Raw genomic sequence first — 26,999 nt, 5'->3', positions numbered from 1 at the left:
CGATCCCCTCGGAGGAATCAGTGAGGAACGAGCGCACCACCCCCCGCAGCGGCGCGGCGAGACGCACCCGGCTGATCGCCGTGGCGTCCGGACTGGTGGCCGCCTGCGCCATCGCCGTCCCGACCGCCCAGGCCCAGAACCCCGCCCCCGCACAGACGTTCAGCGCCGCCCGGCTCACCGCTGCCGGTGACGCGGTCCGCGCGGCGGACGTCGCCGGCACCGCCTGGCGGGTCGACCCCGCGACCCACACCCTGGTCGTCACCGCCGACCGCACCGTCTCCCGGGCGGAGATCGCGAAGATCCAGCGGGCCGCCGGCGCCAACGCCGGTGCGCTCCGCATCGAACGGACCGCCGGCACCTTCCGCAAGTTCCTCTCCGGCGGCGACGCCATCTACACACCGAGCTGGCGCTGCTCGCTGGGCTTCAACGTCCGCAGCGGCAGCACCTACTACTTCCTGACGGCCGGTCACTGCACCGAGGGCAAGCCGCCGTGGTACACCAGCTCCTCGGACACCACGAGCATCGGCCCGACGGCCGGCACCAGCTTCCCGGGCAACGACTACGGCATCGTGAAGTACACCAACACGTCCCTGTCGCACCCGGGCACCGTCGGCAGCCAGGACATCACCAGCGCCGGCACCCCGAGCGTCGGCCAGTCCGTCACCCGCCGCGGCTCCACCACCGGCATCCACAGCGGCAAGGTCACCGCCCTGAACGCCACCGTCAACTACGGCAGCGGCGACATCGTCTCCGGGCTCATCCAGACCACCGTCTGCGCCGAACCCGGTGACAGCGGCGGCCCGCTCTACTCCGGGACCAAGGCCCTGGGCCTGACCTCCGGCGGCAGCGGCGACTGCACGTCCGGTGGCACCACCTTCTTCCAGCCCGTCACCGAGGCGCTCAGCGCGTACGGCGTGAGCGTCTACTGACCGGACGGGACGTGTACGTCTCCTGACCGGACAGGACCGGCCGGGCCCCCGTCAGCCGGCGGACGGGGACCCGGCCGGCACCCCCTCGCCCGCGCCTCGACCGCCTTCCGGACCCGGGCATACCATGGAAAAGCAGCCCGAACACGGACGGCATACGGCACACCTCAGGGGGCCGTGATGGTCGAAGAACTGGTGACGGCCGGAGTGGGACTGGCATGCGCCGGCGCGGTGTATTTCATGGCGGCGGCACGGGTGGTCAGGCAGTACGAGCGCGGTGTGGTGCTCCGGCTGGGCAAGCTGACCTCCGCGGTCCGGCCCCCGGGCTTCACCATGATCATCCCGGGCATCGACCGGATGCGTAAGGTCAACATGCAGATCGTCACGATGCCGGTGCCCGCCCAGGAGGGCATCACCCGCGACAACGTCACGGTCCGGGTCGACGCGGTGGTCTACTTCAAGGTCGTGGACGCCGCCGATGCGGTCATCCGGGTCGAGGACTACCGCTTCGCGGTCTCCCAGATGGCCCAGACCTCCCTCCGGTCGATCATCGGCAAGAGCGAGCTGGACGACCTGCTGTCGAACCGCGAGAAGCTCAACCAGGGCCTGGAGCTGATGATGGACAGCCCGGCCATCGGCTGGGGCGTGACCGTCGACCGGGTGGAGATCAAGGACGTCTCGCTGCCGGAGACGATGAAGCGGTCGATGGCCCGCCAGGCGGAGGCCACCCGCGACCGGCGGGCCCGGGTGATCAACGCCGATGCCGAGCTGCAGGCGTCGAAGAAGCTGGCCGAGGCCGCGGCCGCGATGTCCGACCAGCCCGCCGCGCTGCAACTGCGGCTGCTGCAGACCGTGGTGGCGGTCGCCGCCGAGAAGAACTCCACCCTCGTCCTGCCGTTCCCCGTCGAGCTGCTGCGGTTCCTGGAGCGCTCCACGCAGCAGGGCCAGGTGCCGGCCGGCCCGCCGGAGGCCGCGGCCCGGCGGGAGCCGGCGCGCCGCCCGGACGGCGCGACCGCCGCGGAGGAGCCGCTGCCGGGCGAGGAGCGGCTGGAAGTGCTCCCGGACGCCGAGCACCCGGCCGACCTGCCCGTCGACCCGCCGGGCGACGGGCCGGTGAACCTCGCCGCCGACGTGCCGGTGGACCTCCCGGAAGACCTCCGCTGAGCCGGTCCGCCCGCCCCCTGCCCCCGCCGCTCCCCGGCGGGGGCGTTTTCCGGCCGGACCGAACCCTCACATACGCGCCCGCCCGGGGCGACGCGCACCCCGGTTGATGTCCGCACTCAGGAGCGCGGTCCGCGGATATCGGTGTGACGGCGATGTGGCGAAACCGTGAACTCCCGTACGGGAGACCGGAACTCGGTCTTGTGCACGACTGAGACGGGTGGGAATACTCGGCCCCGCACGTTGGCATGAACGCGACCCCCCGAGGCGCCGCGCCGCGGGGCGGCCCCGTTCGTGCCGATCTCACTCTCCGGGCCCGTGCGACTCCCCACAGTCCGGGCCCTTCCCCCCACGGGAGGCTCTGAGTTGAAGCACCGACGCATACCCAACCGGCGCGCCGTTCTGGCAGGTGCCGGAGCGCTCGCCCTCGCCGCCACCGCCACCGTCACCCTCGCCAACGCCCAGGCGTCCCCGGCCCCCACCACCCCCACGGTGGCCAGGCTCACGTCCGCCGCGGCCACCACCCTGGCGTCCCAGCTCAAGACCGGCACGGCCGGCGCGTACTACGACGCGCAGGCGAAGAAGCTGGTGGTCAACGTCGTCAGTGAGACGGCGGCCAAGGCCGTCCGGGCGAAGGGCGCCGAGGCCAGACTCGTCAAGCACACCCTCGCCCAGCTCGACGCGGCCCGGCAGACGCTGAAGTCCAGGGCCACCATCCCCGGCACGGCCTGGGGCATCGACCCGCGCAGCAACAAGGTCGTGGTGACCGCCGACCGCACGGTCACCGGCAGCAAGCTGGACCGGCTCACCGAGGTCACCCGCAGCCTCGGCGACAGGATCGAACTCCGGCGCAGCAAGGGTGAGTTCAAGCCCTTCATCGGTGCCGGTGACGCGATCTGGGGGAGCGGCGCCCGCTGCTCGCTCGGCTTCAACGTCGTCAAGGACGGCCAGCCCTACTTCCTCACGGCCGGCCACTGCGGCAACGCCGTCAAGAGCTGGTCGGACAAGCAGGGCGGCTCGGAGATCGCGACCACCGAGGACTCCAAGTTCCCCGGCGACGACTACTCCCTCGCCAAGTACACCGGGAACACCGAGCACCCGAGCGAGGTCGACCTCTACAACGGCAGCACCCAGAAGATCACCAAGGCCGCCGACGCCACCGTCGGTGAGAAGGTGCAGCGCAGCGGCAGCACCACCCAGGTCCACGACGGCACCGTCAAGGCCCTGAACGCCAGCGTCAACTACCAGGAGGGCACGGTCGAAGGGCTGATCCAGACCGACGTCTGCGCCGAGCCCGGCGACAGCGGCGGCGCGCTCTTCGACGGCGAGTCCGCGATCGGCCTCACCTCCGGCGGCAGCGGCGACTGCTCCGCCGGCGGCGAGACCTTCTTCCAGCCGGTCCCGGAGGCCCTGAAGGCCTACGGCGCGCAGATCGGCTGATCCGCGGCCGCAGTCCCGGATCCGTCCCGGCCTGCTCCCGGGGTGCCGGCCTCCGGACACGTCCGCCGTCCGGGGGCCGGCGCCCCGCGGGGTCAGCCCGCCGCCCGCCCGTCGCCCGGCCCGAACGCGGCCAGCGCCTCCTCGGCCGAAACCCGGGCCCGTACGTACGTATCCGCCCAGTCGGCCGCCGACGGGAAGCCCGAATCCCGGGCGATCCGGGCGCAGGCCGCGTCGTAGTCGAAGGGGGTGTGCCGCAGGGTGACCGCGCCGCCGCCGGGCCCCAGCAGCGCCCAGTGCGCACCGGCCCTGCCGTACGGCATGCCGACGCTGCCGGGGTTGACCACCAGCCGCCCGTGGGTGAGCCGGACGTACGGCATGTGGGTGTGTCCGCAGACCACGGTCCGTACCGCGTCGGGCAGCTCCGCCAGCACCTCGGCCCAGCGCTCGGGCCGCGAGTCGACGAGCACCATCTCCTCGTCGTCCCGGGGTGTGGCGTGGCAGAACAGGACCGGTCCGAGCCCGGGCACCTCCAGCGTGACGGAGGTGGGCAGCGACCGGAGGAACTCCCGTTCCTCCGGCCCGAGTCGGCCGGCCGCCCAGGCGCTGACCGGGTCCGCCGGGCCGTCTTCCCCGCGGCCCGGCGGATCGGCGGTCAGCTCCCGGTCGGCGTTGCCGCGGACCCACACCGCGCGCTCCCCGAGGGAACGCAGTGCGGCGAGGGTCTCGCGGGGCAGCGGCCCGGCGAGCAGATCGCCGGTCAGCACGATCCGCTCGGCGGCGCGGACGTCCGGCTCGGCGAGCACCGCTTCCAGCGCCGGCAGCACACCGTGGACGTCGGAGAGCACGGCGACCCCGGTCCCGTCCGAAGACCGTTGCGGGGGCCGGATGTTGATGTCGGTCATGGGCCGAGCCTATGCACCGGCGGTCCCCGCACGTGGCGGTCCCCGGGCACCACCCACCGGTGCCCGGGGACCTGGGTGCGGCGCTCAGAACTCGAAGACCGAGCTCAGGCCGGCGCGCATCACACAGGAGTTGGCGTAGGTGTAGGTGTACGACACCCGCTTGCCCTGCCACACGCCGTCGGCGGTGACGACGATCGGGGCCCACTCCTTGGTGCACAGCCGGTCCGACTTGGGGCTGGTGATGGTGTTGAAGTCACCGGCCGCGGCCCGCAGTTCGGCGCAGGCGGCCTTCGGCGCCGGGTGGCTGCCGGAGGCCACCGGCATACAGGTGAGCGACACCGCGCGCTGGACGGTGGCGTTCGCGCGGCTGTCGCCCTGGCCGACCGTCAGCACCAGTTCCGACGGCGCGTAGAGACCGCCGCTGCGCGCGGGCTGTGCTGGGGCGGCGACGGCTTGGGCGCTGGTGGCCAGCGTGCCGAGGACCAGCGCCGTACCGAGCGCTATCGCCCCAGTGGTGTACCGCATGACGAACACTCCTTTGCTCGAAGGTGCAGATACCGGACGGGAGTTTGGTCGAAACAGGTCCCGAAAGCACCTTGAGTGAGCCTCCGCCGATCGCTTTGAGTCGTTGGGTGAAAGCTGAGAGTAATGGCGCGAACCTGACGGGAGGGGTTCGGGGGAGCGTACGGGAAGCGCGGTGCGGCCAGCCGGGATGCCCCGTGCATCGTGCGGGGGGCAAGGGCCACGATGACCGGGAGGGAAGCAATCCGGCCGCCGACCGGTCGTTCGGGCGGGTTTTGATCTCCGTCGATTGGCCGAAGAGGGGGGCCGGAGGCTGCCTCCGTACGGCCTGAGCCGCGCTTCGAGGTAACAGGCGGACGGCGGCGGGCCGCCTTACCCGCCGCGTTTTCGTACGCAATCGGGGCGCGGGCGCCTCAATCCCGGGGCGCGGACCGCCCGTTCGGCGGCCCGTCCAGCTCCGGCAGTCCCGCCGTCAGCGCCCGCATGCCGCGGGCCACCAACTCGCCGGGCCCTAGCGGCCCGTCCATCGGCCCGTCCTTGGCCGCCCACTCCTCCACCGCGACCCGCAGCGCGGTGTTCGCCGCGGCCGCGGCCAGCCGGACCCCCAGCGCGTCCGCGCCCGTCATCCGCGCCAGGACCGGCCGCAACGCCTCCTCGGCGTCGTGGTGGACCCGGTGCCAGACCGCGCGCAGCGCCGGATCGCCGGGCATCGCCCGCAGCAGCCCGCGGGTCCGGCGCAGCGCCTCCCCGGCCGGCTCGTCGGCGGGGGTCAGTGCCCGGCGGGCGGCCCGCTCCAGCGCCTCGCGGACCGTGGGTGCTTCCGGCCCGGCAGGCGGTGCGGCCAGGTCGTCGATCCACTGCCGCACCCCGACGGAGAGCAGCGGCGCCACCGCGTCCTCCTTGGTGCGGAAGTAGCGGTAGAAGGTGCGCAGCGCGACGCCGGAGGCCCGGGCGATCTCCTCGGCGGTGACCGCGGCGCCGCGTTCGGCGAACAGGTCCGCCGCGCAACGGGCGATCTCCAGCTGGGTCGCGGCCTTGCGCCGCTCGGTGAGCGAGGGGCGGGCGGCGGCGGCCGCGGGACGGGGCTCGGTGGGCACGGACTCGGCGGGCATGGGCTCAGCTTACGAAGCGTGGCGGCAGATCGGCACATCGCGCGTGTTTGGCACACTGTGCCATTACGGCGTACCGTGCACGGCGATCGTCGCAGCGCCGATCGTCGCCATCGCGAAGGGAGCATCACCATGAACCGCTTCGAAGGACGCCGGGTCCTGATCACCGGGGCCGGCTCCGGTATCGGGCAGGCCACCGTCCACCGGATCCTCGCCGAGGGCGGCCGGGTGGTCGCGGCGGACGTCGACGCCGCGGGCCTGGCGGCCACCGCCGCCCGGGCCGCCGCGGACGGGGCCGCGGGCCGGCTGCGGACCGCGGTGCTGGACATAGCCGACGAGGCGGCGGTCCGCTCCGGCGTCGCCACCGCGGTGACCGGCCTCGGTGGCCTGGACGTGCTGGTCAACGCGGCCGGCATCCTGCGCTCCGCGCACACCCACGAGACCAGCCTGGCGCTCTTCAACCGGATCATCACGACCAACCTGACCGGCACGTTCCTGATGATCCGCGAGGCACTGCCCGCCCTCCTGGAGGGCACGTCCCCGGTCGTGGTCAACTTCAGCTCCACCTCGGCCTCGTTCGCGCACCCGTACATGGCGGCGTACGCGGCGAGCAAGGGCGGCATCCAGTCCATGACCCACGCGATCGCCGCCGAATACGGCAAGCAGGGGCTGCGCGCGGTGTGTGTCGCACCGGGCTCCATCGCCAGCGGGATGACCAGCGGCCGCGGCCCGGGTCTGCCCGAGGACGCCGACATGTCGCTGTTCACCAAGCTCGCTCCGGCCATCGGCGAGGGCTTCGCGGGCCCGGAGACGGTCGCCGGCGTCATCGCGATGCTCGCCTCGCAGGACGGCGCGTTCATCACCGGCACGGAGATCCGGATCGACGGCGGCACGCACATGTGACGTGTCCGGGCCGGTGCCCGGTGCCCGGTGTCGGTGGTTCAGGCCGGCAGTCGTTCCTCCTCTGGGGGCCGGCGCCTCGGGCGGTCCTTCTTCAGGAAGACCGACAGCAGCAGCGTGAGCACCGTGCCGCCCACCGCCCAGGCGACGAGCACCAGCAGCGGGCCGGTCACCGCGGCCCCGTCGAAGTAGGCGAGCGAGCGCGCCGCCCAGGTGCCCGCGCCCGGGGGGAGGGCCGGGCCGATGGCGCGCCAGAACGGGGGCAGCAGCGGATACGGGTAGGCACCGCCCGCGCTCGGATTGCCCAGGATGACGATCAGCAGGATCGCCAGGCCGATGCCGATGATGCCCAGCAGGGCCTGGCAGGCCAGCGTCGTGGCGCCCACCGCGAAGACCACCAGCGCGCCCAGCCCCCACAGCCCCGCGAAGGTGCCGGGCAGCGCGCCCAGGACCGGGCCGACGACGATCGCGCCGGCCAGCCCGGCGGCGATCGCGTACAGCGCGAGGGCGGCCAGCCGGATGACGGCCCGGTGCCCGTTGGACGGCCGCGCCCCGGCGCTGATCGCGAGGATCGCGGCGCACAGGTAGCCGCCGACGCACCAGCCGACGACCAGGTAGAAGGACGACAGGCTGCGGCTGTCGCCCGGGGCGGCGGGGGTGACGTCGACCGTCCGGACGGTGCGCCCCTGAGCCTTCTCGGCCGCCCGGACGACCAGTTCGACCGCCTGGGACAGTGAGGCGCCGCCGCCGCTGGCGACCAGCAGCCGGTCGGTGGTCCCGCGCGGAGTGACGATCAGCGCCCCGTCGATGGTCCGGTCGGCGAGCCGCTGCCGGGCCAGGCGCTCGGAGCGCAGCGCGCGCGGGTCCAGCGGGGAGCCGGGCAGCCGGTCCAGTCGCGTCACCACCTGCCGGGCGGCCGGCCCGGGAGCGACCACGCCGAGCGGTACGTCCGTCGGCCGGGGGTGGTGGAAGGCGCCGGTGTACGAGGTGATGAACGCGATCATCAGGCCCAGGACGCCGAGCACCAGCAGCGAGGCGTGCGGCGTCACGGCGCTCTTCACCTCGCCGAGGAAGGTGGTGCGGGTGCCGTCGTCCGTGGTGGCCATCCGTCACTCCTCGCCGCAGGTTCGCCCACCGGCATCCGGCCCACCGGAAGACGGCTTTTGCCCCCATATCTTGAGATCTACGACGGGTGGGTGCAGAACGGATGGGCTGAACGGCGGAGGGGGCGAAGACGATCTTCCGGGGTGCCCCGGCGTGTCGTTCGTACGAATGTTCGACAAGCGGGTTATGGTGGAGGTGAGGAACGAAGGACACAAGGTCAGCCGGGGGGCGGTGAGGTGCAGGAGGTGCGGATGCCCGGGTTCACGCATCTGCACACCGCTTCGGGGTTCTCCCTGCGCTACGGCGCGTCCCATCCGGAGCGGCTGGCCGAGCGCGCCGCCGAACGCGGGATGGACGCCCTCGCCCTGACCGACCGGGACGGCCTCTCCGGGGCCGTACGGTTCGCCCGGGCCGCCGCGGAGGCCGGCATCCGCCCGCTCTTCGGCGCGGAACTGGCCGTCGCGGAGCACACCCCGGACCCCCCGGCCGCCACCACCCGCCGGCGCACCCCGGTGCGCGGCGGCGCCTTCATCGACGAGTCCGCCGCCCGCGCCGTCTTCCTGGCCCGCGACGGAGCGGCCGGCTGGGCCGCCCTGTGCCGGCTGGTCTCGGCCGCCCACGCGGGCGGCGGCGACCGGCCCGTCCTCTCCTGGCCCGAGCTGGAATCCGCCGCGGACGGACTCACCGTGCTGCTCGGCCCGGACTCCGACATCGGCCGGGCGCTGGCCGCCGGCCGCCCCGACCGCGCCGCCCGGCTCGTCGCCCCCTGGCGCGAGCGGTACGGCGAGGCGCTGCGACTGGAGGTCGTCGACCACGCCCGGCCCGGCAGCGGCCCCGGCTCCACCCGGCTGGCCGCCCGCACCCTCGGCTTCGCCGTCGACCAGGGCATCCGCGCCGTCCTGACCAACGCGGTCCGCTACGCCGACCCCGGCCAGGGCCCGGTCGCCGACGTCCTGGACTCCGCCCGCCGCCTGGTGCCGGTCGACCCGCACCGCCCCGAGTCCTGGGACGGCGGCGAGCGCTGGCTCAAGGACGCCGCCGCGATGGGCCGCACCGCCGAGCGGGTCGCCGAGGCGGCCGGCTTCCGGCGCGGCCTGGCCCACCAGCTGCTCGCCATGACCGAGCAGACCGCGGGGGAGTGCCTCGTCGACCCCCAGGACGACATCGGGCTCGGCCGGATCCACTTCCCCGAACCCCACCTGGTCGGCGCGGAACGCCGCACCGCCGCCCGGGTGCTGCGCTCGCGCTGCGCCGCCGGCATGGTCCTGCGCGGCCACGACCGCGACCGGGTCCGCTGGGCCCGGCTGGAGGACGAGCTGCGCACGATAGAACAGCTCGGCTATCCCTCGTACTTCCTGACCGTCGCCCAGGTCGTCGACGACATCCGGCAGCGCGGCATCCGTGTCGCGGCCCGCGGGTCCGGCGCCGGTTCCCTGGTCAACCACCTCCTCGGCATCGCACACGCCGACCCGGTCGAGCACGGGCTGCTGATGGAGCGCTTCCTGTCGACGCGGCGGGCCGCGCTGCCGGACATCGACATCGACGTGGAGTCCGCCCGCCGGCTGGAGGTCTACCGCGCGATCTTCGACCGCTTCGGCGCCGAACGGGTCGCCACCGTCTCCATGCCCGAGACCTACCGCGTCCGGCACGCCGTACGGGACGTGGGTGCCGCGCTGGGCATGGACCCGGCGCGGGTCGACCGGCTCGCCAAGGCGTTCCCGCACATCCGCGCCCGCGACGCCCGGGCCGCGCTGACCGAGCTGCCGGAGCTGCGCGGGGTCCGGGAGGACGGCGGCGAACGGCTGTGGGAACTGGTCGAGGCGCTGGACGCCCTGCCGCGCGGTATCGCCATGCACCCGTGCGGGGTGCTGCTCTCCGACGCCACGCTGCTGGACCGCACGCCCGTCGTGCCGACCAGCGGCGAGGGCTTCGCGATGTCCCAGTTCGACAAGGACGACGTGGAGGAGATGGGGCTGCTCAAACTCGACGTGCTGGGCGTGCGCATGCAGTCCGCGATGGCGCACGCGGTCGCCGAGATCGGCCGGGCCACCGGCCGCCGGCTCGACCTCGACGACCCCGCGCAGGTCCCGGCCGGCGACCCGGCGACCTACGACCTGATCCGCTCCACCGAGACGCTCGGCTGCTTCCAGATCGAGTCGCCGGGCCAGCGCGATCTGATCGGCCGGCTGCAGCCCGCCACCTTCCACGACCTGGTGGTCGACATCTCACTGTTCCGCCCCGGCCCGGTCGCCGCCGACATGGTCCGGCCCTTCATCGCCGCCCGGCACGGCCGTGCACCGGTCCGTTACCCGCACCCGGACCTGGAGGGGCCGCTGCGCGAGACCTACGGCGTGGTGGTCTTCCACGAGCAGGTCATCGAGGTGCTGCGGATCATGACCGGCTGCGGCCGGGACGAGGCGGACGAGATGCGGCGCGCACTGTCCGAGCCGGAGCTGCAGGGCCGGGTGCGCGCCTGGTTCGCCCGGCGCGCCGAACGGCGCGGCTACGCACCCGAGGTGATCACGCGGACCTGGGAGATCGTCGAGGCCTTCGGCTCGTACGGCTTCTGCAAGGCGCACGCGGTGGCCTTCGCGGTGCCCACCTACCAGTCCGCCTGGCTCAAGGCCCACCACCCCGCGGCCTTCTACGCCGGGCTGCTCACCCACGAGCCGGGGATGTATCCCAAGCGGCTGCTGCTCGCGGACGCCCGGCGGCGCGGGGTGCCGGTGCTGCCGCTGGACGTGAACCGCTCGGCGGTCACCCACCGGATCGAACTGGTGTCCGGTCGGGAGGATGCCGGGGACGCCTGGGGGCTGCGGCTCGCGCTTTCCGACGTCCACGGCATGAGCGAGGCCGAGGCGCAGCGGATCGCGGCCGGGCAGCCCTACCACTCCCTCCAGGACCTGTGGCAGCGCGCCCGGCCGTCCCGCCCGATCGCCGAACGCCTCGCCCGGGTGGGCGCGTTGGACGCCTTCGGCGCGAACCGGCGGGACCTGCTGCTGTACGTCTCCGAGCTGCACCACCACGGACGGCAGGCGACCGGCGGTCAGCTGTCGCTGGACACGGACCTGGAGGAACGGCGGGCCGACCCCGTCGAGCCCGCGGGGCTGCCCGACCTCAGCGACGTCGAACGGCTCAGCGCCGAGCTCGGCGTCCTCGGCATGGACGCCTCCCGCCATCTGATGGCCGACCACCGGGAGTTCCTGACCGAACTGGGTGCCCTGCCGGCCCGGCTGCTGCGCAATGCCAGGAACGGCGAGACGGTGCTGGTCGCCGGGGCCAAGGCGGCCACCCAGACCCCGCCGGTCCGCTCCGGCCGCCGGGTCATCTTCACCACCCTCGACGACAGCACCGGCCTGGTCGACTGCGCCTTCTTCGACGACTCCCACGAAGCCTGCGCCCACACCGTCTTCCACTCCTGGCTGCTGCTGGTGCGCGGCACGGTCCAGCGGCGCGGGCCGCGCAGCCTCAGCGTGGTCGGCAGTGCCGCCTGGAACCTCGCCGAACTGGCCGAACTCCGCCGTGAGGGCGGCCTGGAGGCGGTCGCCGCCCGGCTCGCCGCGGAACCGGACCGGCCCGCGGCCGGGCAGGGCACAGCAGCCGGCCCGGGCGCCGGCGAAGAGCCCGGAGAGGGGCCCGGCGAAGGGGCGGAGCCCGAACCGGCCGGCGCCGGGCCGGGCCGCACCATCCGGCTGGAGACCGGCTACGAGCTGCACCCCTGGGCCGACCTCCAACCCCCGGGCGAACGCGCCGCCACCGGGCGGAAGTTGTGGCACGCCAGCCCCGGGAGCGCGGGATGACTCCGGCGACCCGGCCCCCCGGCACGCCGCCGCGGCCCACCGGCGCCGCGCGGCCGCCCGGCATGCTCCACGTCCGCTTCCGCAACGCCCACGACACCCCGGTGAGCGCCGGGCAGTTCGAGCAACTCCTCGGCCTGCTGGCGCAGTTCACACCGATGGTCGAGGCGCTGCCGCCGGACGCCGCACTGGCGGACGTCCGCGGTGCGCTGCGCTACTTCGACCGCGACGCGGCGGGCATCGCCGAGCTGATCCGGCTGCGCGCACTGGCCTGGCACGGCGTACGGTGCACCATCGGGATCGCCGCCAACCCGCTGCTCGCCCGGATGGCGGCGCAGGCCGCGGCGCCCGGCGAGATCCGGACCGTCCCCGCCGACGCCGAAGCCGTCACCGCCTTCCTCGACCGCCGGCCCGCCTCGGCGCTGCACGGCGTCGGACCGGCGACCGCCCGCGCGCTCTCCGCCTACGGACTCGACAGCGTCGGCCGGATCGCCGCCGCACCACCCGGGACCGTGCAGCGGATCCTCGGCGCCCGGACCGGCCGGGTCGTCCAGGACCGGGCCCGCGGCATCGATCCCACGCCGGTGGTCCCCAATGCCGTCGCCCGCTCGATGGGCGCGGAACACCGCTTCGCCCACGACGAGTTGGACCCGGACCGGCGCCGCCGGGCGCTGCTCTCGCTCGCCGACGACCTCGGCGCACGGCTGCGCACGACCGGGCAGGTGGCCCGCGCGCTCACCCTCACCGTCCGCTACGCCGACCGCTCCACGACGACCCGCACCCGCCGGCTCGCCGAACCGACCGCCCACGGCCCCGCGCTGACCGAGGCGGCCTATGCGCTGCACGCCGCGCTCGGACTGCAGCGGGCCCGGGTGCGGTCCGTGGCACTGCGGGCCGAGGACCTGTGCCGCGCCGAACTCGCCGCGCGGCAGCTGAGCTTCGACCCGTCCGACGACAAGGCCCACCGCATCGAGGCGGCCGTCGACCGGGCCCGGGCCCGCTTCGGCGCCGGCGCCGTACGCCCCGCGGCGACCCTCGGCCCGGCCGCCCGCCGCACACCCCCGCCCAGGCACGGCACCACCAAGCCCCCCGGCCCGGGCGCCGGCCAGCACTGAGCCCACCGGCCGGGAGCGGTCTAGCCGTAGAGCCGCTCCGCGTACCGCGGGCCGTAGTGCTCCTCCAGCTCCGCCAGCGACCGGTCCTGGGCCTCGACGCCCCTGACGATCCGCGCCCGCGAGGGCACCGCATCCGGCTCCCAGGTCTCCGGCCGCCACAACTCCGAGCGCAGGAACGCCTTGGAGCAGTGGTAGAAGACCTCCTCGACCTCCACCAGCAGCGCCAGCCGCGGGCGGTTGCCCTTGACGACCAGCCGGTCGAAGAACGGGGCGTCCCGCAGCAGCCGGGCGCGGCCGTTGATCCGCAGGGTGTCGCCGCGCCCCGGAAGGACGTAATTCAGCCCGATGTGCGGATTGGCGAGGACGTTCACGAAGCCGTCCATGCGCTTGTTGCCGGGGCGGTCGGGGATGACGAGGGTGGTGTCGTCCAGGACGAGGGTGAAACCCGCCGGGTCGCCCTTGGGTGAGACGTCGCACCGGCCCTCGGCGTCCGAGGTGGCTATCACGCAGAACGGTGAGCGGGCCAGCCACTGGCGGTCGAGGTCGTGCAGCCGGTGGCGGGTCTTGTTGGCGGCATGGGAATTCGGATGGCCCATCAGCTCGCGCAGCTCCGCCTCCGACGAGACCTCCACGATGCCCGTCAGATCCACCGTCCCCGGATGCTCCGCCGTTCCCGGATGCTCCGCCGTTCCCGCATGCCCCGCCGTTCCCGTGCCGTCCGCCGTCGTCTCCATCGGTGTCTCCCCTCCGTCACCTGCCTGGTCAACGCGGTATCGACGGTACGCGACGGGTCTGACAACCGGTCCGTCCGGAACATCTGAGTGAGGTATACGACACGGCGGGCACGGCTGCACGGAACGGGAGGTTCGACCCCCGTGCGTCCGGTGGAGGTTGTGTGCGCTTTCCTTCACCGTCACACGACTGGTCCTTCTTGCTTACCCAGCCGTAACTTACTTGCCAGTCAACTGCGTTGGCCCTTGCGATCCGGATCGCAGGTGATCGGCTCACCGAGCACCTCGGAATCCCCTCACCCCTCACACCCCCTCGCAAGGAGCACCGTATGAAGCTGCGCTGGTCCCGAACGCTCACCCTGCTGCCCACCCTCGCCCTCGCCCTGGGCTTCGCCACCGCTCCCGCTTCAGCCGACGCCCCCACCGTCCGCAGCGGCTGGAACGACTTCTCGTGCAAGCCCTCCACCGCCCACCCGCGGCCGGTGGTCCTGGTACACGGCACCCTCGGCAACTCCGTGGACAACTGGCTCGGTCTCGCGCCCTACTTGGTGGCCCGCGGCTACTGCGTCTTCTCCCTGGACTACGGCCAGCTCCCCGGCGTACCGCTCTTCTACGGCCTGGGCCCAGTCGACGCCTCCGCCGGGCAGCTCGCCACCTACGTCGACCGGGTGCTCGCCGCCACCGGGACGCGCAAGGCCGACCTCGTCGGCCACTCCCAGGGCGGCATGATGGCGCGCGTCTACCTGAAGTTCCACGGCGGCGCGGACAAGGTGAACGCGCTGGTCGGGCTGGCCCCCGACAACCACGGCACCGATCTGGACGGGCTGACCCGCCTGCTGGACCACTTCCCCGGCGCCAAGCAGTACCTGAGCAAGGCGACCCCCGGGCTGACCGACCAGATCGTCGGCTCGGACGTGCTCAACCGCCTCAATGCGGGCGGCGACACCGTCCCCGGGGTGCACTACACCGTGATCGCGACCAAGTACGACGAGGTCGTCACGCCCTACCGGAGCGGCTACCTCGACGGCCCCGACGTGCGCAACGTCCTGCTCCAGGACCTGTGCGCGGTCGACCTCTCCGAGCACGTCGCCATCGGCACCCTCGACCCCGTGGCCTTCCACGAGACGGCCAACGCCCTCGACCCGGCCCACGCCACCCCGACCACCTGTCTCAACGGCTGACGACCACCTGTCTCAACGGCTGACGGCCGGCTGCCTCAACGGCTGACGGCGGCCCGGCCCGGCTCCCCGCCCGCGCGCGGGGGCCGGGCCGTACGCCTTCCCCGCGGCGTGGTCTCAGCCCACGGTCAGCAGGGCGTCGGTGCACTGCTCGGCCAGCTCCTCGGCGTGCGGGGGCAACGGCTCCCCGCCGCGCAGATGGCGGCGCACCAGGGACAGCGGCAGGTCGACGACGGCGAGCGAGACCCGCTCCAGGCCCAGCTCGCCGTGCAGGCCCAGCGCGCCCGCGAGCGCCGCCACCGCCGCCCGGACCCGCATGTTCCCCTCGTCCGCGCGGTGCAGATGCTCCTCCGGCCAGTCGTCCCGGCCGAACTCGTGCGCCCCGTAGAGCAGCAGCGCGGCCTCCTGGGGGTGCGTGCGACTCCACGCGACCACGTGCCGGGAGGCCGCCCGGCCCCCGGCCCGCGGCCCGTCCCCTGAGCGCAGGGCCGCGAAATAGCCCTCCTGGAAGCCCTCGACGGTGCGCAGCCACACCTCGGCGAGGAGTGCCGGGCGGCCGGCGAAACGGTGGTACAGCGAGCCGCTGGGGGCGCCGACGGCCTGGGCCACCGCGGACATGGTGACGCCCGAGGGCCCGTGCGCGGCCGCCAGCCGTACGGCGGCGTCGAGAAGCTGCGAGATGTCGAAGCGAGGTGGCCTGGCCATGTTCTAGAGGGTACTCTCCATAATATTGGAGGGAGCCCTCCAAAACCGTCCCTCCCTGCGCCGGGCTCGCGCCTGCCCACGAGCCGGCGCCGGCCCCACACCTCACGGAAAGGCCGCCCGATGGGTGTCTACAACGTGCACGAGCGGGTGCTGCCCGTCCCCGACGCCGAGGCCGGCCTGCTGCTCGACGGCCTCTCCGGCACCGGCGACCGGCTCTGGCCGGGCCGGGACTGGCCCCCGATGGTGTTCGACGGCCCGCTCGCGGCGGGCGCCGCCGGCGGCCACGGCCCGGTCCGCTACACCGTCGCCGCGTACGTCCCGGGCCGCTGGGTGCGCTTCACCTTCAGCGGCCCGCGCGGCTTCGACGGCTTCCACGAGTACACCGTCCACCCGCTCGGACCCGAGCGCACCCTGCTGCGCCACACCCTCGCCATGCGCGCCCGCGGCCCGGCCCGGCTCAGCTGGCCGCTGGCCTTCCGCCAGCTCCACGACGCGTGCCTGGAGGACAGCCTGGACCGCGCCGAACACGCCTGCACCGGCCACGTCGCCCGGCCCGCCCGCCGGAGCCGCTACGTCCGCCTGCTGCGCCGCCTCGTCCACTGAGCGCCCTCACGGCCCAGCGGGATCACCAGCAGCCGGCCGGACAAGACCAGGACCGCGGCCGCCAGCACGGCGCTCGCGCCCACGCCGCACCACAGGGGAGTGCGACGCGGCAGCAGCACCGGTGCGACGGCCGGGCCGGCGAGGGTCACCGCCGCCGGACGGGTGGCGGTGACCCTCATCCGAACGGCGCGTAGCGCGCGACGCCGCCGAACACAGCGCGCCGCCGCCCCCCACACGCGGAGGGGGCGGCGGCACTCCCGGCGCCAGCCGGGCCTGTGGGGGGGCTTGTGGGGTCTTGTGGGGGGTGGGGCTCAGAGGGTCTCAGCCGTGGTGGCGGGCGGCCTTGCGGCGGGTGGTGGCGAACAGTACCCCGGCACCGGTGGCCAGCACGGCCGCACCACCGATGGCCAGCGGGGCGGTGGCGGAGTCACCCCCGGTCTCGGCCAGCCGCTGCCCGCCGACCGGCTTGGCGTCCCCGTCGGTCCGCGCGGCATTGCCGGCGGCCTTCGGGACGACCGCACCCTGGTCCGCGGCCGGCGCACCGGCCCCCTTCGCGGGCGCCGTCACGTCGTGGCCGCCACCGTGGTGACCGTGTCGGCCCATGTCCATCGAGGACTTGTCCGCACCCGCCGCGAGCTGGCCGTCGGTCGGCGCCGAGGCGGCCGGCGCGGGAGCCGCGGGCGCCGCGGCGGACCCGGAACCGCCGCTGCCCTTTCCGAACACCACGTCCGAGCAGGTGTAGAACGCCTCGGGGCTGTCCGACCGCTGCCAGATGCTGTAGATCAGGTGCCGCCCGGACCGCTGCGGGACCGTGCCGTCGAAGACGTACTCCCCGTTGGTCAGCTTCGGGTCGGTGACCTTCACGAAGGGCTTCGACTCCAGGTCCGACCACTTCAGCGGCTTGGCCGGGTTGTAGCCGGGCTTGGTGAGGTAGAGCTCGAAGGAGCCCTTGTGCGGGGCGGTCGCCTTGTAGCGGAACGTGTGCTTGCCGGCCCGCACCTTGGACGCCGGCCAGTCGGCGCGCGGCAGGTCCAGACCCTTGAACTCGGCGTTGCCGGCGCTGCAGAGCTTGCCGTCCGGGATCTTCTCCTTGGACCTGCCGCCGGCGTTGCCGTCCCGCACCCCGTTCCAGTCGTAGAACGCCTGCGCCCCGCCGGCCTGCACGGCCGCCTTGCACGCCGCGGACTTCGGGCTCTCCGGCCCCTCCGCGTAACAGGCCAGAACCCGGCTGACCGGGTCCGACAGCGAACCGTGCGCGACGGCCGGCCCCGCGCACAGCACGGTGAGCGCCAGCGGCGCGATCCCGGCCAGCGCGAGCCGGGTGGCCTTGCGACGAACGGTCATGGTGGGGGTCTCCTTCATCAGATGCGTCGAGCGGGGAGAAGCAGCGGGCGCAAGAGGCAGCCGAAGGTGGGGGGTCGGAACGCGGACACCGGCGCCGCCCCCCGGAGACCGGCGCCGACGGCCCGCAATGCCGCCTTGCGAGAAGCACGCTAGCCCCGCTGAACAGCCAATTCGCCCCCGAAAGCGGGTTGCTGAGGATCTTTATGGCGCCCTTAAGGAACCGCTAAGCGGGGGCACAGGCAGGGCGGGAGGAAACGGGCGCGGGGGGCCGGGGCCGGTCGTCCGGGGTCGTTGTCAGTGGGCGATGGCAGCATCGAGACATGAGCACGCACACCTCCGCAGACCCGTCCCCGCAGCCCTCCGCGGACCCGTCCCCGCAGCCCCACGATCCGACCCCGGACGATGCCGCCCGCCGGCCGGCCGGGCAGGAACCGGCCGCCCTTCCGGTGGCCGACGCGGCCTATTGGGAAGCCGCCGCCGAGACCTTCGACGACGAGCCGGATCACGGGCTGCGCGACCCGGCCGTGCGCGCGGCCTGGGCCGCCCGGTTGCGGACGTGGCTGCCGGCCGGCCCCGCCGAGGTGCTCGACCTGGGCTGCGGCACGGGAAGTCTGGCCCTGCTCGCCGCGGAGCAGGGCCACCGCGTCCTGGGCGTCGACCGTTCGCCGCGCATGATCGAGCGGGCCCGCGGCAAGCTCGCCGGGCGCGACGCCGCCTTCCTGGTCGGCGACGCCGCCGAACCACCCGTGGGGGAGCGGCGGTTCGACGCCGTATTGGTGCGGCATCTGCTGTGGGCACTGCCCGATCCGGCGGCCGCACTGCGCCGCTGGGCCGGTCTGCTGGTGCCCGGCGGGCGGCTGGTCCTCATAGAAGGCCGGTGGGGAGAGTCGGACCCGATCGGCATACCGGCGGACGAACTGACCCGCCTCGTCAGCCCGTTGGCGGCCCATACGTCCGTGCAGGACCTCGCGCACGACATGGTGCTGTGGGGCAAGGAGGTCCACGACGAGCGGTACGCACTGCTGGCGGAACTTCTCCCACGTCCCTAGCCGGTCCGCTGCGCTTTGCGGGTGATCCCCACGTACCCGTCTGTCCCGCCGTCGGGGTTGCTCGCCGTTGCGCTTTGCGGCGCCCCGCACGTGGTTGTCTGCGGCGCCGCGGGTCGTCTGGCCGTTGCGCCTGCGGCGGGCTGGGTTTGTGGTGGGTGCGGTGACGGGCCTCCGGGGCCGGTTGTGTGGACTGCTGACGCTTTACGTCCACACAACCGGCCCCTCCGGCCCGTCCCCTCCCGTGGGGGGAGTGTGCGGGTGAGTGGGGGCGCGCGTCGTATCGCGCGCACCTCGCGTCGCCGGTCAGCGGGAATAGCTTCCCCGGCGTGTCCAGTTGTGGCCCCGCAGGGGGCCCTCCCGACCCTTACGGGATCTGTTCGACCACCCCGTAGGGGTACCCAAGCCCCCTTGCAGGCCTCAACGCCCACCCCCACATACCGCATTCCCTTCCCCCAACGGGAGGGGACGGGCCGGAGGGGCCTTGTTCGTGGACGTAAAGCGTCAGCAGTCCACGAACAAGGCCCCGCAGGCCCGTCACCGCACCCAACACAAACCCAGCCCGCCGCAGGCGCAACGGCGACCAAGCCCCGCGGCGCAGCAGACAGCCACGTACGGGGCGCCGCAAAGCGCGCAACGGCGACCAAGCCCCGCGGCGCAGCAGACAGCCACGTGCGGGGCGCCGCAAAGCGCGCAACGGCGAGCGAGCCCCGCGGCGGGAGAGACAGGTACGTGCGGTGGCGCCGCAAAGCGCACAACGGCGAGCGCGCCCCGCGGCGGGAAAGACGGGTACGTGCGGGGGCCCGCGAGGGCGCAACGGCGAGCCCCGCGGCGCAGCAGACGGGTACGTGGGCGGCAAGCCAAGCGCAGCGCATGGCTGGATCGGGGTGGTTCGGCGGCGGGTTGGGTGGTCGGTACATCTATCTGCGCGTACGGTGATCGTGTCGGCCGTCACCGGAATGCGGTGGCCGGCCGCCCACGAAGGAGGAGCCGCCAGGATGTGCGGAATCACCGGATGGATCGCCTACGACAACGACCTCACCACGCAGCGCCCCACCCTCGAAGCGATGACCGAGACCATGGCCTGCCGCGGCCCGGACGCCGCCGGGGTCTGGCTCGGTGCGCACGCCGCTCTGGGTCACCGCCGGCTCGCCGTCATCGACATCGACGGCGGCAAGCAGCCCATGCCCGTCGACCACGACGGCCGCACCGTGCTCGTCACGACGTACAGCGGCGAGGTCTACAACTACCGCGAACTGCGCGCCGAACTGGAGCGGTCGGGTCACTCCTTCCGCACCAGCAGCGACACCGAAGTGGTGCTGCACGCCTACCTCGAATGGGGCGAGGCGTTCGCCGACCGCCTCAACGGCATGTACGCGTTCGCGCTCTGGGACCCGCGCACCGAGGAACTCCTGCTGGTCCGCGACCGGATGGGCATCAAGCCGCTCTACTACCACCCCACCCCGGACGGTGTGCTGTTCGGTTCCGAGCCCAAGGCGATCCTGGCCCACCCGGACGTCCAGCCGACCGTCGACGCCGAGGGCCTCGCCGAGCTGATCACCTTCACCAAGACGCCCGGCCACGCCGTCTACAAGGGCATGCACGAGGTGCGCCCCGGCCACCTCGTCCGGGTCCGCCGGGGCGGCCTGACCGTCCGCCGATACTGGGCCCTCGAAGCGCGCGAGCACACCGACGACCGGGCCACCACCGTCGCGCACATCCGCGAACTCCTCGACGACATCGTCGCCCGCCAGCTGATCGCCGACGTACCGTTGTGCACCCTGCTCTCCGGCGGACTGGACTCCTCCGCCATCACCGCGCTCGCCGCCAAAGCGCTGGCGGAATCCGGCCGCGGCCCGGTGCGCTCGTTCGCCGTCGACTTCACCGGCTACACCGAGAACTTCCGGCCCGACGATCTGCGCGGCACCCCCGACGGGCCGTACGCGCACGCCCTCGCCGCACACGTCCGGTCCGACCACCGCGACATCGTCCTGGACACCGCCGCCTTGATGGACCCCGGCCACCGCGCCGCGGTGCTCGCCGCCCGCGACCTGCCCAACGGTTTCGGCGACGGCGACACCTCGCTCTACCTGCTGTTCAAGGCCGTCCGCGAACAGTCCACGGTCGCCCTGTCCGGCGAGTCAGCGGACGAGGTCTTCGGCGGCTACCGCTGGTTCCACGACCCCGCGGCCGTGCACGCCGACACCTTCCCCTGGATCGCCGCGGGCCTCTCCGGCCGCTTCGCCGGCGGCACCGCGGTCCGCGAGGCGCTGCTCGACGCCGGACTGCTCGCCCGGCTCGACCTGCCCGGCTACGAGGCCCGCCGCTACCGCGAGGCGCTCGCCGAAGTGCCGTACCTCGACGGCGACACCGGCCACCAGCGCCGGATGCGCGAGATCAGCTACCTCCACCTCACCCGCTTCGTGCAGATCCTCCTCGACCGCAAGGACCGCGCCAGTATGGCCGTCGGCCTGGAGGTCCGGGTTCCGTTCTGCGACCACCGCCTGGTCGACTACGTCTTCAACACCCCCTGGTCGCTGAAGACCTTCGACGGCCGGGAGAAGTCGCTGCTGCGCGCCGCCACCCGCGACGTCCTGCCCGACGTGGTCGCCGACCGCGTCAAGAGCCCCTACCCCAGCACCCAGGACCCCCGCTACGGCGAGGCGCTGCGCGCCGAACTGAGAGAACTGGCCGCCGACCACCACGCCCCCGTCCGGCCGTTGCTGGACCCCGGCACGCTCGCCGAGGTCACCGCCGACGGCGCGACCCAGGACATCCGCCCCGGCGCCGAACTGGCCCTCGGCATGAACGCCTGGCTGCGGACCACGGGCACCACGCTGGAGGTGTAGCGAGCCCCCGGGAGCCCGCACCCTGCGGGCTTGCTGCCTGCACCGCCCTGCCGTGCTCCCGGCAGGCCGGGCGCTCCTGGCGCACAATGGGTGCCACAAACACATCACGGCACCACCAGGAGCGCCCCCGTGTCCCCCCAGACCGTGAGCATCACCATCGACCAGACCTCGGCCGTCGCGCCCTTCGAGCAGGTACGCACCCAGATCGCGGACCAGGCCCGGGAGGGCGCGCTGCCGGTCGGCTACAAACTCCCCACCGTCCGCGGCCTCGCCGAGGACCTCGGCCTGGCCGCCAACACCGTCGCCAAGGCGTACCGCGCCCTGGAGACCGACGGTGTGATCGAGACCCGCGGCCGCAACGGCAGCTTCATCGCGGCGGCCGGCGACGCCGCGGACAAGGAGGCCGCCGCGGCCGCCGAGGGCTACGCCCGGCGCGTCCAGCGCCTCGGCCTGGACCGGCGCGCCGCCCGCACCGCCGTCGAGGACGCCCTGCGCGCCACGTATGGAGCCGAGGACTGACGGGCACGACCACGGGGGCCGGAGACCGCCCGGCCCCTACGGCACTCCCCACCGCGCCTCCCGAAAGGACCGCCACCCCATGCCCAGCAAGCAGGCCCTCGTCCGCCGCCCCGGCCCGCGCCTCGCCGAGGGTCTGGTCACCCATATCGCCCGGCGCCCGGTCGACCCCGCACTCGCCCTGCGCCAGTGGGAGGGCTACGTCCAGGCCCTCGAGGACCACGGCTGGCGGACCACCGAGGTGGCGCCCGCCGACGACTGCCCCGACGCGGTGTTCGTCGAGGACACCATGGTCATGTTCCGCAACGTCGCGCTGCTCGCCCGCCCCGGTGCCGACCCCCGCAGGCCCGAGACGGCGGCCGCCCGGGAGGCCGTCGAGGCGCTCGGCTGCTCCGTCAACGCGATCCGCTCGCCCGGCACCCTGGACGGCGGCGACGTCCTGAAGATCGGCGACACGGTCTACGTGGGCCGCGGCGGCCGCACCAACGCCGAAGGGGTGCGCCAACTCCGCGCCGCCTTCGAGCCGTTGGGCGCCCGCGTGATCGCCGTTCCGGTCAGCCGGGTGCTGCACCTCAAATCCGCGGTGACCGCACTCCCCGACGGCACCGTCATCGGCCACCCGCCGCTGGTCGACGACCCGGCCGCCTTCCCGCGCTTCCTGCCCGTCCCCGAGGAGGCCGGCGCCCATGTCGTCCACCTCGGCGGCGACGCCCTCCTGATGTCCGCCGACGCCCCGAAGTCCGCCGCCCTCTTCACCGACCTCGGCTACCGGCCCGTCCCCGTGGAGATCTCCGAGTTCGAAAAGCTGGAGGGCTGCGTCACCTGCCTCTCCGTGCGGCTGCGCGGCCTCTACGCCTGAGCCCTGCCGCGCGCCGGGCGGCCCCGCCGCCGCACCCGGGCACCTCGCGCCTGCCGCCGCCCGCCCCCGCACCCGGCCTATCGTGACGCCATGAGCAACCTCGATACCAGACCAGCGCCGAGTCTGTGCGGGGGCACCGGCCGCACCGGCCCGGTCCGCGACCTCCAGCCGGGGAAACAGGTGCCGCTCGGCGAGAGCACCGTGGTCCGCCGGCTGCTGCCCAACCTCGGCCGGCGGATGGTCGGCGCCTGGTGCTTCGTCGACCACTACGGCCCCGACGACATCGTCGACCAGCCCGGTATGCAGGTGCCGCCGCACCCGCACATGGGCCTGCAGACCGTCAGCTGGCTGCACGCGGGCGAGGTGCTGCACCGCGACAGCGTGGGCAGCCTGCGGACCATCCGCCCGCGCGAACTCGGCCTGATGACGTCCGGAGGGGCCATCGCCCACTCCGAGGAATCCCCGGGCGGCCACGGACCGCTGCTGCACGGCGCCCAGCTGTGGGTCGCCCTCCCCGGCGAACACCGCCGCACCGCGGCGCACTTCGAGCACCACACCGACCTGCCGCGGGTCACCGGCGGCCACGGCGGCCTCACCGCCACCGTCATCCTCGGCGAACTGGACGGCGCGGTGTCCCCGGGGACCACCTACTCGCCCCTCGTCGGCGCCGACCTCACCCTCGCCGCCACCACGGACACCCGCCTCCCCCTCGACCCCGACTTCGAGTACGCGGCCCTGACCATCTCCGGTGAAACCGAGGTCGACGGCGTCCGCCTCGCCCCCGGCGCCCTCCTCTACCTCGGCTGCGGCCGCACCGACCTGCCGCTCCGCGCCCACTCCGACAGCAGCCTGATGCTGCTGGGCGGCGTACCGTTCGAGGAGCGGATCGTGATGTGGTGGAACTTCGTCGGCCGCACCCACGAGGAGATCGCCGAGGCCCGCACCGACTGGATGGACACCACCCGCTTCGGCACCGTCCACGGCTATGCCGGCCCCCGCCTCCCGGCCCCCGACCTCCCCCCGGTGGTGCTGAAGCCACGGGGACGGGAGCGCTGACGGCACGCCCGGCCGGCCCGCCCGGAGGCGAGCGCCGCGCGCCGTCGCTGCCGACCGCTTGCCCCGCCCCAGGACGCCCCGGATAGGGTCACGCGGTCGGAGGGGGGCGGGCGAAGCGAGGTTTCGGTGTGCTCTGGATAGGTGTGGCCGGGTTGGCCGTTGCAGGGGTCTGTGTGTACGTGGTGCGGGTGGCGCACGCGCGGGCGCGGGCCATGGAAAGCACCGAGACCCTGCCGGTGGCGGATCTGCGGGCGTTGCACGAGGCGGCGGCTAAGGCCGCCGGGGCCGGGCACTTCCGGTACCGCTGTGAGGTCGTGGGCCAGGCCCGTCCGCACAAGGACGGCGTGCTGCGCTCCGAGCTTCAGGGCGTGGACTGCGTGTGGCACAAGCACCGGATCACGCGCAAGTACGAGGAGGTCTACCGCGACGGCAGCGGCAACCGGCGGCGCCGGACATGCACCGATGTGCTGTCCGAGCACTCCAGCTCCACCGCGTTCTTCGTCGAGGACGCGACCGGAAGGGTGGTGGTCCGCCCCGGGGAGCACGAGGTCGTCGGCGCGGAGAAGGTGCTCGACCGGTTCGACCCGCACACCCAGCAAGGCGGCAGGCGCCTTCGGATCGGGCCGCTGAGCCTCGACCTCGGGGGCGGCGACGGGACGATCGGGTACCGGCGCGAGGAGTGGGTCGTCCGGTCCGGCAGCCGGTTCTACGTGCACGGCGAGGCCGCCGACGGGGACGGCCGGCTGGCGGTCGGCGCGCCGGCCGAGGGCGGGGTCTTCGTCATGTCGGTCAGGTCCGAGGAGGAACTGCTCCGCGGCGAGAACAACAAGGTGTGGATCTTCGGGCTGGGGGCGGGGCTCGCCGCCGTCGCGGGAACGGTGTTCCTGGTCCTGGCGCTCGTGCGTTGAGCGCCCACCCCCACCTCGAAGCGGCCTCAGCGGGCCGCGTGGAGCAGGAAGGTGGGGTCCGGCAGGTCGTGGTCGGGGCCGGGGCGGGCCGGGGTTTTGAGTTCGAGGGCGCCGGTGCAGGCGACCCGGTCGGCCACCCGGGCGCAGGCCACCGCGCTGTGCAGGTCCTCCGTGGCCAGCATCGGGCTGACCGCGCGTCCCGTGCGGCCGCCCGGATGCGAGGTGAGCCGGGCGTCGCGGCCCACCCAGATCGACACCTTCTGCGCGCCGCCGGAACGCGGCCGCACCTCCGACCAGACCGTGCCGCAGGACGGGCTGAAGAGCAGTCGCACGGTGTAGGTGGCGTCCGTGATCGTGCTCTCCGTCCGGGCGTCGCGGTGGCAGCCGAACCGACTCGGGTAGCGGCCCTGGCACCGGTGGCCGTGGCAGCTGTCGGGCGCCGTCCACTCGGCCCGTACGGCGTGCGCCGGGATGCTCGCGATCGAGGCCGCCGCCCCCACGGTGGCCAGCACGGCCGTCAGGGCCATCAGGACGGCGGCGCCGCGGAGTTTCCGCCGGGCGGGTCCGTCCGCCGGCGCCGGCGGCCCGGACTCCGTGGCGGCCGGCGCGTTCCCGGCGGGCGCCGGTGCCGTACGGGCCCGGTGCGCCGCTTCGTACAGCCCCAGCAGCGGGAGCTGGTCCGCCCCGGCCACCCGGCCCAGCGCCTCGACCGCGGCGCGCGGCGGCAGCTTCTCGCCGTTGAGGTAGCGGTGCCACGCGGACTTGCTGTACGGCGTCTTCCGGGCCAGCCCGTCCAGGCTCAGCGCGGTCCGCTCCTTGAGTACGCGCAGTTCCTGGGCCAGGAGCTGCCCGGCCGGATCGAGTGTGTCGGGCAGCGGCCGCCAGCGGGACACCATGTGCGCCTCCCTTACCGCCCTGCCGGTGATGCGGCAGTGGTTCCCCCGCAGAGGCCCCAACCGGTTGCCCGGGGCGTCTGATTCCTCCTGGATGGCGGAATGTGTACCCATGACCAGGCGTTGATGACACACCGTACGAAAAGGGCGGGAAAGGTCAGTTGAGCGCTTTTTCGTACAGGCGGAAACTGCGGCCGCCCGCCGGGCCCTCGGTGAAGCCCAGGCACAGCCGCGGCAGGCCGCCGTCGCCGCCCCGCCATACGGCCAGCCCCTCCGGCTCGCGCGGGGACAACTCCGGCGCCGTCCGGTCGATCTGCTGCCACACCACCGTGCCGGTGCGCAGATCGATCCGGTAGAGGCGGGCGTTGCCGCCCGAGGACGGCGGATTGCCCACCCCGTACGCACTGCCGAGCAACTGGTACGCGGACGTGCCGTGCAGGGCCATGCCCTGGAAGGGCAGTCCGAGGCGGGCCCCGGGCTGGGCGAAGGTGATCAGCGGCCGGAACCACCCGGCCCGGAACCGGTCGAGATCGTGCAGCGCGAAGTGCGGTACTCCCCTCCTCTTGTACCGCAGCAGCAGACGCCGGTACACCGGGTCGACGGCGGGGGAGTTGCTGGTGGAGCCGGGGAGCGGCCGGCAGGTCCGCAGGCCGGGGGCGGCCCGCGACAGCACCCGCCCGTCCTCGAACCGGAAGCGGCACAGCCCGCGCCCGTACCCGGACGCGGGGTTGGCGTCCCACTCGGTCCACAGCGTGACACCGTCCCAGGACTCCTCCAGGCCGATCGAACCGCCGTGCCCGAAGCCCTTCAGATACATGTGCCCGGCCGGTGATCCGTCCAGCGCCAGCCGGTTCAGGCACAGATCGCCCCGCCGGACCCGGGCCGCGTGCGGGACGGCCGCCCGCTCGCCCGCCAGCCGGACGCCGCCCGCCACCACCTGCATTGCATAGATGTGCCCCCGGCGCTCGTCGAAGGCGAACGACTGCAGCACGGTGGTGTGCCGCAGCCGCCCGGCGAGGAACTGCCGCCCCGCCGCGGCCAGTGCGGGCAGCGCCCGGTCCGGCGGAGCCACCACCCGCCCCGCCGCGGTCCGCGGCGGACCGGCCGCCGCGAGGGCCCGCCGCACCGGGACGACCGCGCCCGCGACCGCGGCACCGCCGAGCCATCCGAGAACCGCTCGGCGTCCCGGCCCCGCCGCGGAGAAGTCCCTGCTCATCAAGCCTCCAGGCAATCGGTCCGCCCGCCCGCCCGCCGTCGTGCCCGGGCGGGCGGCCGGAGGTCATCCGGACGCCGCTACCCGCGCGGCGCCCGTCGTGGCGGTATCAGCGCCACCGA

General features: G+C 74.0%; 24 protein-coding genes. 14 read left to right on the top strand and 10 right to left on the bottom strand.

Annotation, left to right across the window (positions count from 1 at the left end; all coding sequences use genetic code 11):
- The first annotated feature begins 20 nt into the window (after nucleotides 1-20).
- The 3 genes from ACZ7MX_RS35515 to ACZ7MX_RS35505 all read left to right on the top strand — a co-directional run bounded on the left by ACZ7MX_RS35515 (nucleotide 21) and on the right by ACZ7MX_RS35505 (nucleotide 3,527).
- Entirely contained in the window at nucleotides 21-929 is a 909-nt protein-coding gene (locus tag ACZ7MX_RS35515; protein WP_472138402.1) for a S1 family peptidase, read from the top strand.
- A gap of 177 nt (nucleotides 930-1,106) precedes the next feature.
- Nucleotides 1,107-2,090: a slipin family protein gene (locus ACZ7MX_RS35510; RefSeq protein WP_472138296.1), complete on the top strand. Its 984-nt coding sequence runs from the start codon at nucleotides 1,107-1,109 to the stop codon at nucleotides 2,088-2,090.
- A 363-nt stretch (nucleotides 2,091-2,453) separates the two neighbouring features.
- The gene (locus ACZ7MX_RS35505; RefSeq protein WP_472138294.1) at nucleotides 2,454-3,527 is read left to right on the top strand and encodes a S1 family peptidase; all 1,074 of its coding nucleotides are present in this window, start codon (nucleotides 2,454-2,456) and stop codon (nucleotides 3,525-3,527) included.
- A gap of 92 nt (nucleotides 3,528-3,619) precedes the next feature.
- Here the strand turns inward: ACZ7MX_RS35505 and ACZ7MX_RS35500 are convergent, their stop codons facing one another.
- The 3 genes from ACZ7MX_RS35500 to ACZ7MX_RS35490 form a co-directional block, all read right to left on the bottom strand.
- Nucleotides 3,620-4,429 (bottom strand): metallophosphoesterase family protein, encoded by an 810-nt coding sequence (locus tag ACZ7MX_RS35500; protein WP_472138292.1) that lies wholly within the window; start codon nucleotides 4,427-4,429, stop codon nucleotides 3,620-3,622.
- Between the two features lie 84 nt (nucleotides 4,430-4,513).
- Nucleotides 4,514-4,954: a subtilase-type protease inhibitor gene (locus ACZ7MX_RS35495; RefSeq protein WP_472138291.1), complete on the bottom strand. Its 441-nt coding sequence runs from the start codon at nucleotides 4,952-4,954 to the stop codon at nucleotides 4,514-4,516.
- Between the two features lie 410 nt (nucleotides 4,955-5,364).
- Nucleotides 5,365-6,048: a TetR family transcriptional regulator gene (locus ACZ7MX_RS35490; RefSeq protein WP_472138400.1), complete on the bottom strand. Its 684-nt coding sequence runs from the start codon at nucleotides 6,046-6,048 to the stop codon at nucleotides 5,365-5,367.
- 144 nt (nucleotides 6,049-6,192) lie between these two features.
- On the opposite strand from ACZ7MX_RS35490, the gene ACZ7MX_RS35485 reads away from it, so the two are divergent.
- Nucleotides 6,193-6,963, top strand: coding sequence for an SDR family NAD(P)-dependent oxidoreductase (locus tag ACZ7MX_RS35485; protein WP_472138289.1), 771 nt, complete (start codon nucleotides 6,193-6,195; stop codon nucleotides 6,961-6,963).
- Between the two features lie 38 nt (nucleotides 6,964-7,001).
- Here the strand turns inward: ACZ7MX_RS35485 and ACZ7MX_RS35480 are convergent, their stop codons facing one another.
- Complete coding sequence (locus tag ACZ7MX_RS35480) at nucleotides 7,002-8,066, bottom strand: DUF3533 domain-containing protein (protein ID WP_472138288.1); 1,065 nt, start codon at nucleotides 8,064-8,066, stop codon at nucleotides 7,002-7,004.
- Between the two features lie 249 nt (nucleotides 8,067-8,315).
- Between ACZ7MX_RS35480 and ACZ7MX_RS35475 the strand changes: the two genes are divergently transcribed.
- The gene (locus ACZ7MX_RS35475; RefSeq protein ID WP_472138286.1) at nucleotides 8,316-11,864 is read left to right on the top strand and encodes a DNA polymerase III subunit alpha; all 3,549 of its coding nucleotides are present in this window, start codon (nucleotides 8,316-8,318) and stop codon (nucleotides 11,862-11,864) included.
- On the top strand, nucleotides 11,861-12,976 hold the full coding sequence (locus ACZ7MX_RS35470; RefSeq protein ID WP_472138284.1) for a DNA polymerase Y family protein: 1,116 nt from the start codon (nucleotides 11,861-11,863) through the stop codon (nucleotides 12,974-12,976). Before ACZ7MX_RS35475 ends, ACZ7MX_RS35470 begins: the two co-directional genes overlap by 4 nt.
- A gap of 20 nt (nucleotides 12,977-12,996) precedes the next feature.
- On the opposite strand, the gene ACZ7MX_RS35465 is transcribed toward ACZ7MX_RS35470, so the two are convergent.
- Nucleotides 12,997-13,608 (bottom strand): pyridoxamine 5'-phosphate oxidase family protein, encoded by a 612-nt coding sequence (locus ACZ7MX_RS35465; RefSeq protein WP_472138398.1) that lies wholly within the window; start codon nucleotides 13,606-13,608, stop codon nucleotides 12,997-12,999.
- 428 nt (nucleotides 13,609-14,036) lie between these two features.
- On the opposite strand from ACZ7MX_RS35465, the gene ACZ7MX_RS35460 reads away from it, so the two are divergent.
- A complete protein-coding gene (locus ACZ7MX_RS35460; RefSeq protein ID WP_472138282.1) occupies nucleotides 14,037-14,888 on the top strand; it encodes an esterase/lipase family protein in 852 nt (283 codons plus the stop codon).
- A gap of 114 nt (nucleotides 14,889-15,002) precedes the next feature.
- Here ACZ7MX_RS35460 and ACZ7MX_RS35455 read toward each other — a convergent pair whose 3' ends face one another.
- Complete coding sequence (locus ACZ7MX_RS35455) at nucleotides 15,003-15,590, bottom strand: TetR/AcrR family transcriptional regulator (protein ID WP_472138281.1); 588 nt, start codon at nucleotides 15,588-15,590, stop codon at nucleotides 15,003-15,005.
- 120 nt (nucleotides 15,591-15,710) lie between these two features.
- Here ACZ7MX_RS35455 and ACZ7MX_RS35450 point away from each other — a divergent pair, with 120 nt between their 5' ends.
- Nucleotides 15,711-16,193 (top strand): SRPBCC family protein, encoded by a 483-nt coding sequence (locus ACZ7MX_RS35450; RefSeq protein ID WP_472138279.1) that lies wholly within the window; start codon nucleotides 15,711-15,713, stop codon nucleotides 16,191-16,193.
- Here the strand turns inward: ACZ7MX_RS35450 and ACZ7MX_RS35445 are convergent.
- Complete coding sequence (locus tag ACZ7MX_RS35445) at nucleotides 16,160-16,372, bottom strand: hypothetical protein (protein WP_472138277.1); 213 nt, start codon at nucleotides 16,370-16,372, stop codon at nucleotides 16,160-16,162. The genes ACZ7MX_RS35450 and ACZ7MX_RS35445 overlap by 34 nt on opposite strands.
- A 142-nt stretch (nucleotides 16,373-16,514) precedes the next feature.
- The gene (locus ACZ7MX_RS35440) at nucleotides 16,515-17,537 is read right to left on the bottom strand and encodes a lytic polysaccharide monooxygenase (RefSeq protein WP_472138276.1); all 1,023 of its coding nucleotides are present in this window, start codon (nucleotides 17,535-17,537) and stop codon (nucleotides 16,515-16,517) included.
- Between the two features lie 320 nt (nucleotides 17,538-17,857).
- Here ACZ7MX_RS35440 and ACZ7MX_RS35435 point away from each other — a divergent pair, with 320 nt between their 5' ends.
- The 6 genes from ACZ7MX_RS35435 to ACZ7MX_RS35410 all read left to right on the top strand — a co-directional run bounded on the left by ACZ7MX_RS35435 (nucleotide 17,858) and on the right by ACZ7MX_RS35410 (nucleotide 24,771).
- A complete protein-coding gene (locus ACZ7MX_RS35435) occupies nucleotides 17,858-18,586 on the top strand; it encodes a class I SAM-dependent methyltransferase (protein WP_472138274.1) in 729 nt (242 codons plus the stop codon).
- Between the two features lie 995 nt (nucleotides 18,587-19,581).
- Complete coding sequence (gene asnB, locus ACZ7MX_RS35430; protein WP_472138273.1) at nucleotides 19,582-21,432, top strand: asparagine synthase (glutamine-hydrolyzing); 1,851 nt, start codon at nucleotides 19,582-19,584, stop codon at nucleotides 21,430-21,432.
- 129 nt (nucleotides 21,433-21,561) lie between these two features.
- Nucleotides 21,562-21,951 carry a GntR family transcriptional regulator gene (locus ACZ7MX_RS35425; protein WP_472138271.1) on the top strand — a complete coding sequence of 130 codons (390 nt, stop codon included), beginning with the start codon at nucleotides 21,562-21,564 and terminating at the stop codon, nucleotides 21,949-21,951.
- Between the two features lie 79 nt (nucleotides 21,952-22,030).
- Nucleotides 22,031-22,807 (top strand): dimethylargininase, encoded by a 777-nt coding sequence (gene ddaH, locus ACZ7MX_RS35420; RefSeq protein WP_472138269.1) that lies wholly within the window; start codon nucleotides 22,031-22,033, stop codon nucleotides 22,805-22,807.
- A 90-nt stretch (nucleotides 22,808-22,897) separates the two neighbouring features.
- Nucleotides 22,898-23,863 (top strand): pirin family protein, encoded by a 966-nt coding sequence (locus ACZ7MX_RS35415; protein WP_472138267.1) that lies wholly within the window; start codon nucleotides 22,898-22,900, stop codon nucleotides 23,861-23,863.
- Nucleotides 23,864-24,075: 212 nt separating this feature from the next.
- Nucleotides 24,076-24,771 carry a GIDE domain-containing protein gene (locus ACZ7MX_RS35410; RefSeq protein ID WP_472138266.1) on the top strand — a complete coding sequence of 232 codons (696 nt, stop codon included), beginning with the start codon at nucleotides 24,076-24,078 and terminating at the stop codon, nucleotides 24,769-24,771.
- A gap of 26 nt (nucleotides 24,772-24,797) precedes the next feature.
- Here the strand turns inward: ACZ7MX_RS35410 and ACZ7MX_RS35405 are convergent, their stop codons facing one another.
- Together ACZ7MX_RS35405 and ACZ7MX_RS35400 are read right to left on the bottom strand one after the other, a co-directional pair.
- Nucleotides 24,798-25,667: a helix-turn-helix domain-containing protein gene (locus tag ACZ7MX_RS35405; protein ID WP_472138265.1), complete on the bottom strand. Its 870-nt coding sequence runs from the start codon at nucleotides 25,665-25,667 to the stop codon at nucleotides 24,798-24,800.
- A 154-nt stretch (nucleotides 25,668-25,821) separates the two neighbouring features.
- Nucleotides 25,822-26,880 carry a phage baseplate protein gene (locus tag ACZ7MX_RS35400; RefSeq protein ID WP_472138263.1) on the bottom strand — a complete coding sequence of 353 codons (1,059 nt, stop codon included), beginning with the start codon at nucleotides 26,878-26,880 and terminating at the stop codon, nucleotides 25,822-25,824.
- Nucleotides 26,881-26,999: the final 119 nt, after the last annotated feature.

The sequence above is a fragment of the Streptomyces sp. NPDC107765 genome, from assembly GCF_055657085.1.
The sequence above is the reverse complement of the archived record's forward strand: the minus strand, read 5'-3'. Positions and strand labels throughout refer to the sequence as shown.

Bases quoted from the DNA above. Each gene is read 5' to 3' on its own strand.
- ACZ7MX_RS35475 (WP_472138286.1), top strand. From the start codon at position 8,316: ATGCCCGGGTTCACGCATCTGCACACCGCTTCGGGGTTCTCCCTGCGC.
- ACZ7MX_RS35500 (WP_472138292.1), bottom strand. From the start codon at position 4,429: ATGACCGACATCAACATCCGGCCCCCGCAACGGTCTTCGGACGGGACC.
- ACZ7MX_RS35480 (WP_472138288.1), bottom strand. From the start codon at position 8,066: ATGGCCACCACGGACGACGGCACCCGCACCACCTTCCTCGGCGAGGTG.
- ACZ7MX_RS35445 (WP_472138277.1), bottom strand. From the start codon at position 16,372: ATGAGGGTCACCGCCACCCGTCCGGCGGCGGTGACCCTCGCCGGCCCG.
- ACZ7MX_RS35495 (WP_472138291.1), bottom strand. From the start codon at position 4,954: ATGCGGTACACCACTGGGGCGATAGCGCTCGGTACGGCGCTGGTCCTC.
- ACZ7MX_RS35400 (WP_472138263.1), bottom strand. From the start codon at position 26,880: ATGAGCAGGGACTTCTCCGCGGCGGGGCCGGGACGCCGAGCGGTTCTC.
- ACZ7MX_RS35410 (WP_472138266.1), top strand. From the start codon at position 24,076: ATGGAAAGCACCGAGACCCTGCCGGTGGCGGATCTGCGGGCGTTGCAC.
- ACZ7MX_RS35485 (WP_472138289.1), top strand. From the start codon at position 6,193: ATGAACCGCTTCGAAGGACGCCGGGTCCTGATCACCGGGGCCGGCTCC.
- asnB (WP_472138273.1), top strand. From the start codon at position 19,582: ATGTGCGGAATCACCGGATGGATCGCCTACGACAACGACCTCACCACG.
- ACZ7MX_RS35470 (WP_472138284.1), top strand. From the start codon at position 11,861: ATGACTCCGGCGACCCGGCCCCCCGGCACGCCGCCGCGGCCCACCGGC.
- ACZ7MX_RS35460 (WP_472138282.1), top strand. From the start codon at position 14,037: ATGAAGCTGCGCTGGTCCCGAACGCTCACCCTGCTGCCCACCCTCGCC.
- ddaH (WP_472138269.1), top strand. From the start codon at position 22,031: ATGCCCAGCAAGCAGGCCCTCGTCCGCCGCCCCGGCCCGCGCCTCGCC.
- ACZ7MX_RS35450 (WP_472138279.1), top strand. From the start codon at position 15,711: ATGGGTGTCTACAACGTGCACGAGCGGGTGCTGCCCGTCCCCGACGCC.
- ACZ7MX_RS35455 (WP_472138281.1), bottom strand. From the start codon at position 15,590: ATGGCCAGGCCACCTCGCTTCGACATCTCGCAGCTTCTCGACGCCGCC.
- ACZ7MX_RS35510 (WP_472138296.1), top strand. From the start codon at position 1,107: ATGGTCGAAGAACTGGTGACGGCCGGAGTGGGACTGGCATGCGCCGGC.
- ACZ7MX_RS35405 (WP_472138265.1), bottom strand. From the start codon at position 25,667: ATGGTGTCCCGCTGGCGGCCGCTGCCCGACACACTCGATCCGGCCGGG.
- ACZ7MX_RS35435 (WP_472138274.1), top strand. From the start codon at position 17,858: ATGAGCACGCACACCTCCGCAGACCCGTCCCCGCAGCCCTCCGCGGAC.
- ACZ7MX_RS35415 (WP_472138267.1), top strand. From the start codon at position 22,898: ATGAGCAACCTCGATACCAGACCAGCGCCGAGTCTGTGCGGGGGCACC.
- ACZ7MX_RS35440 (WP_472138276.1), bottom strand. From the start codon at position 17,537: ATGACCGTTCGTCGCAAGGCCACCCGGCTCGCGCTGGCCGGGATCGCG.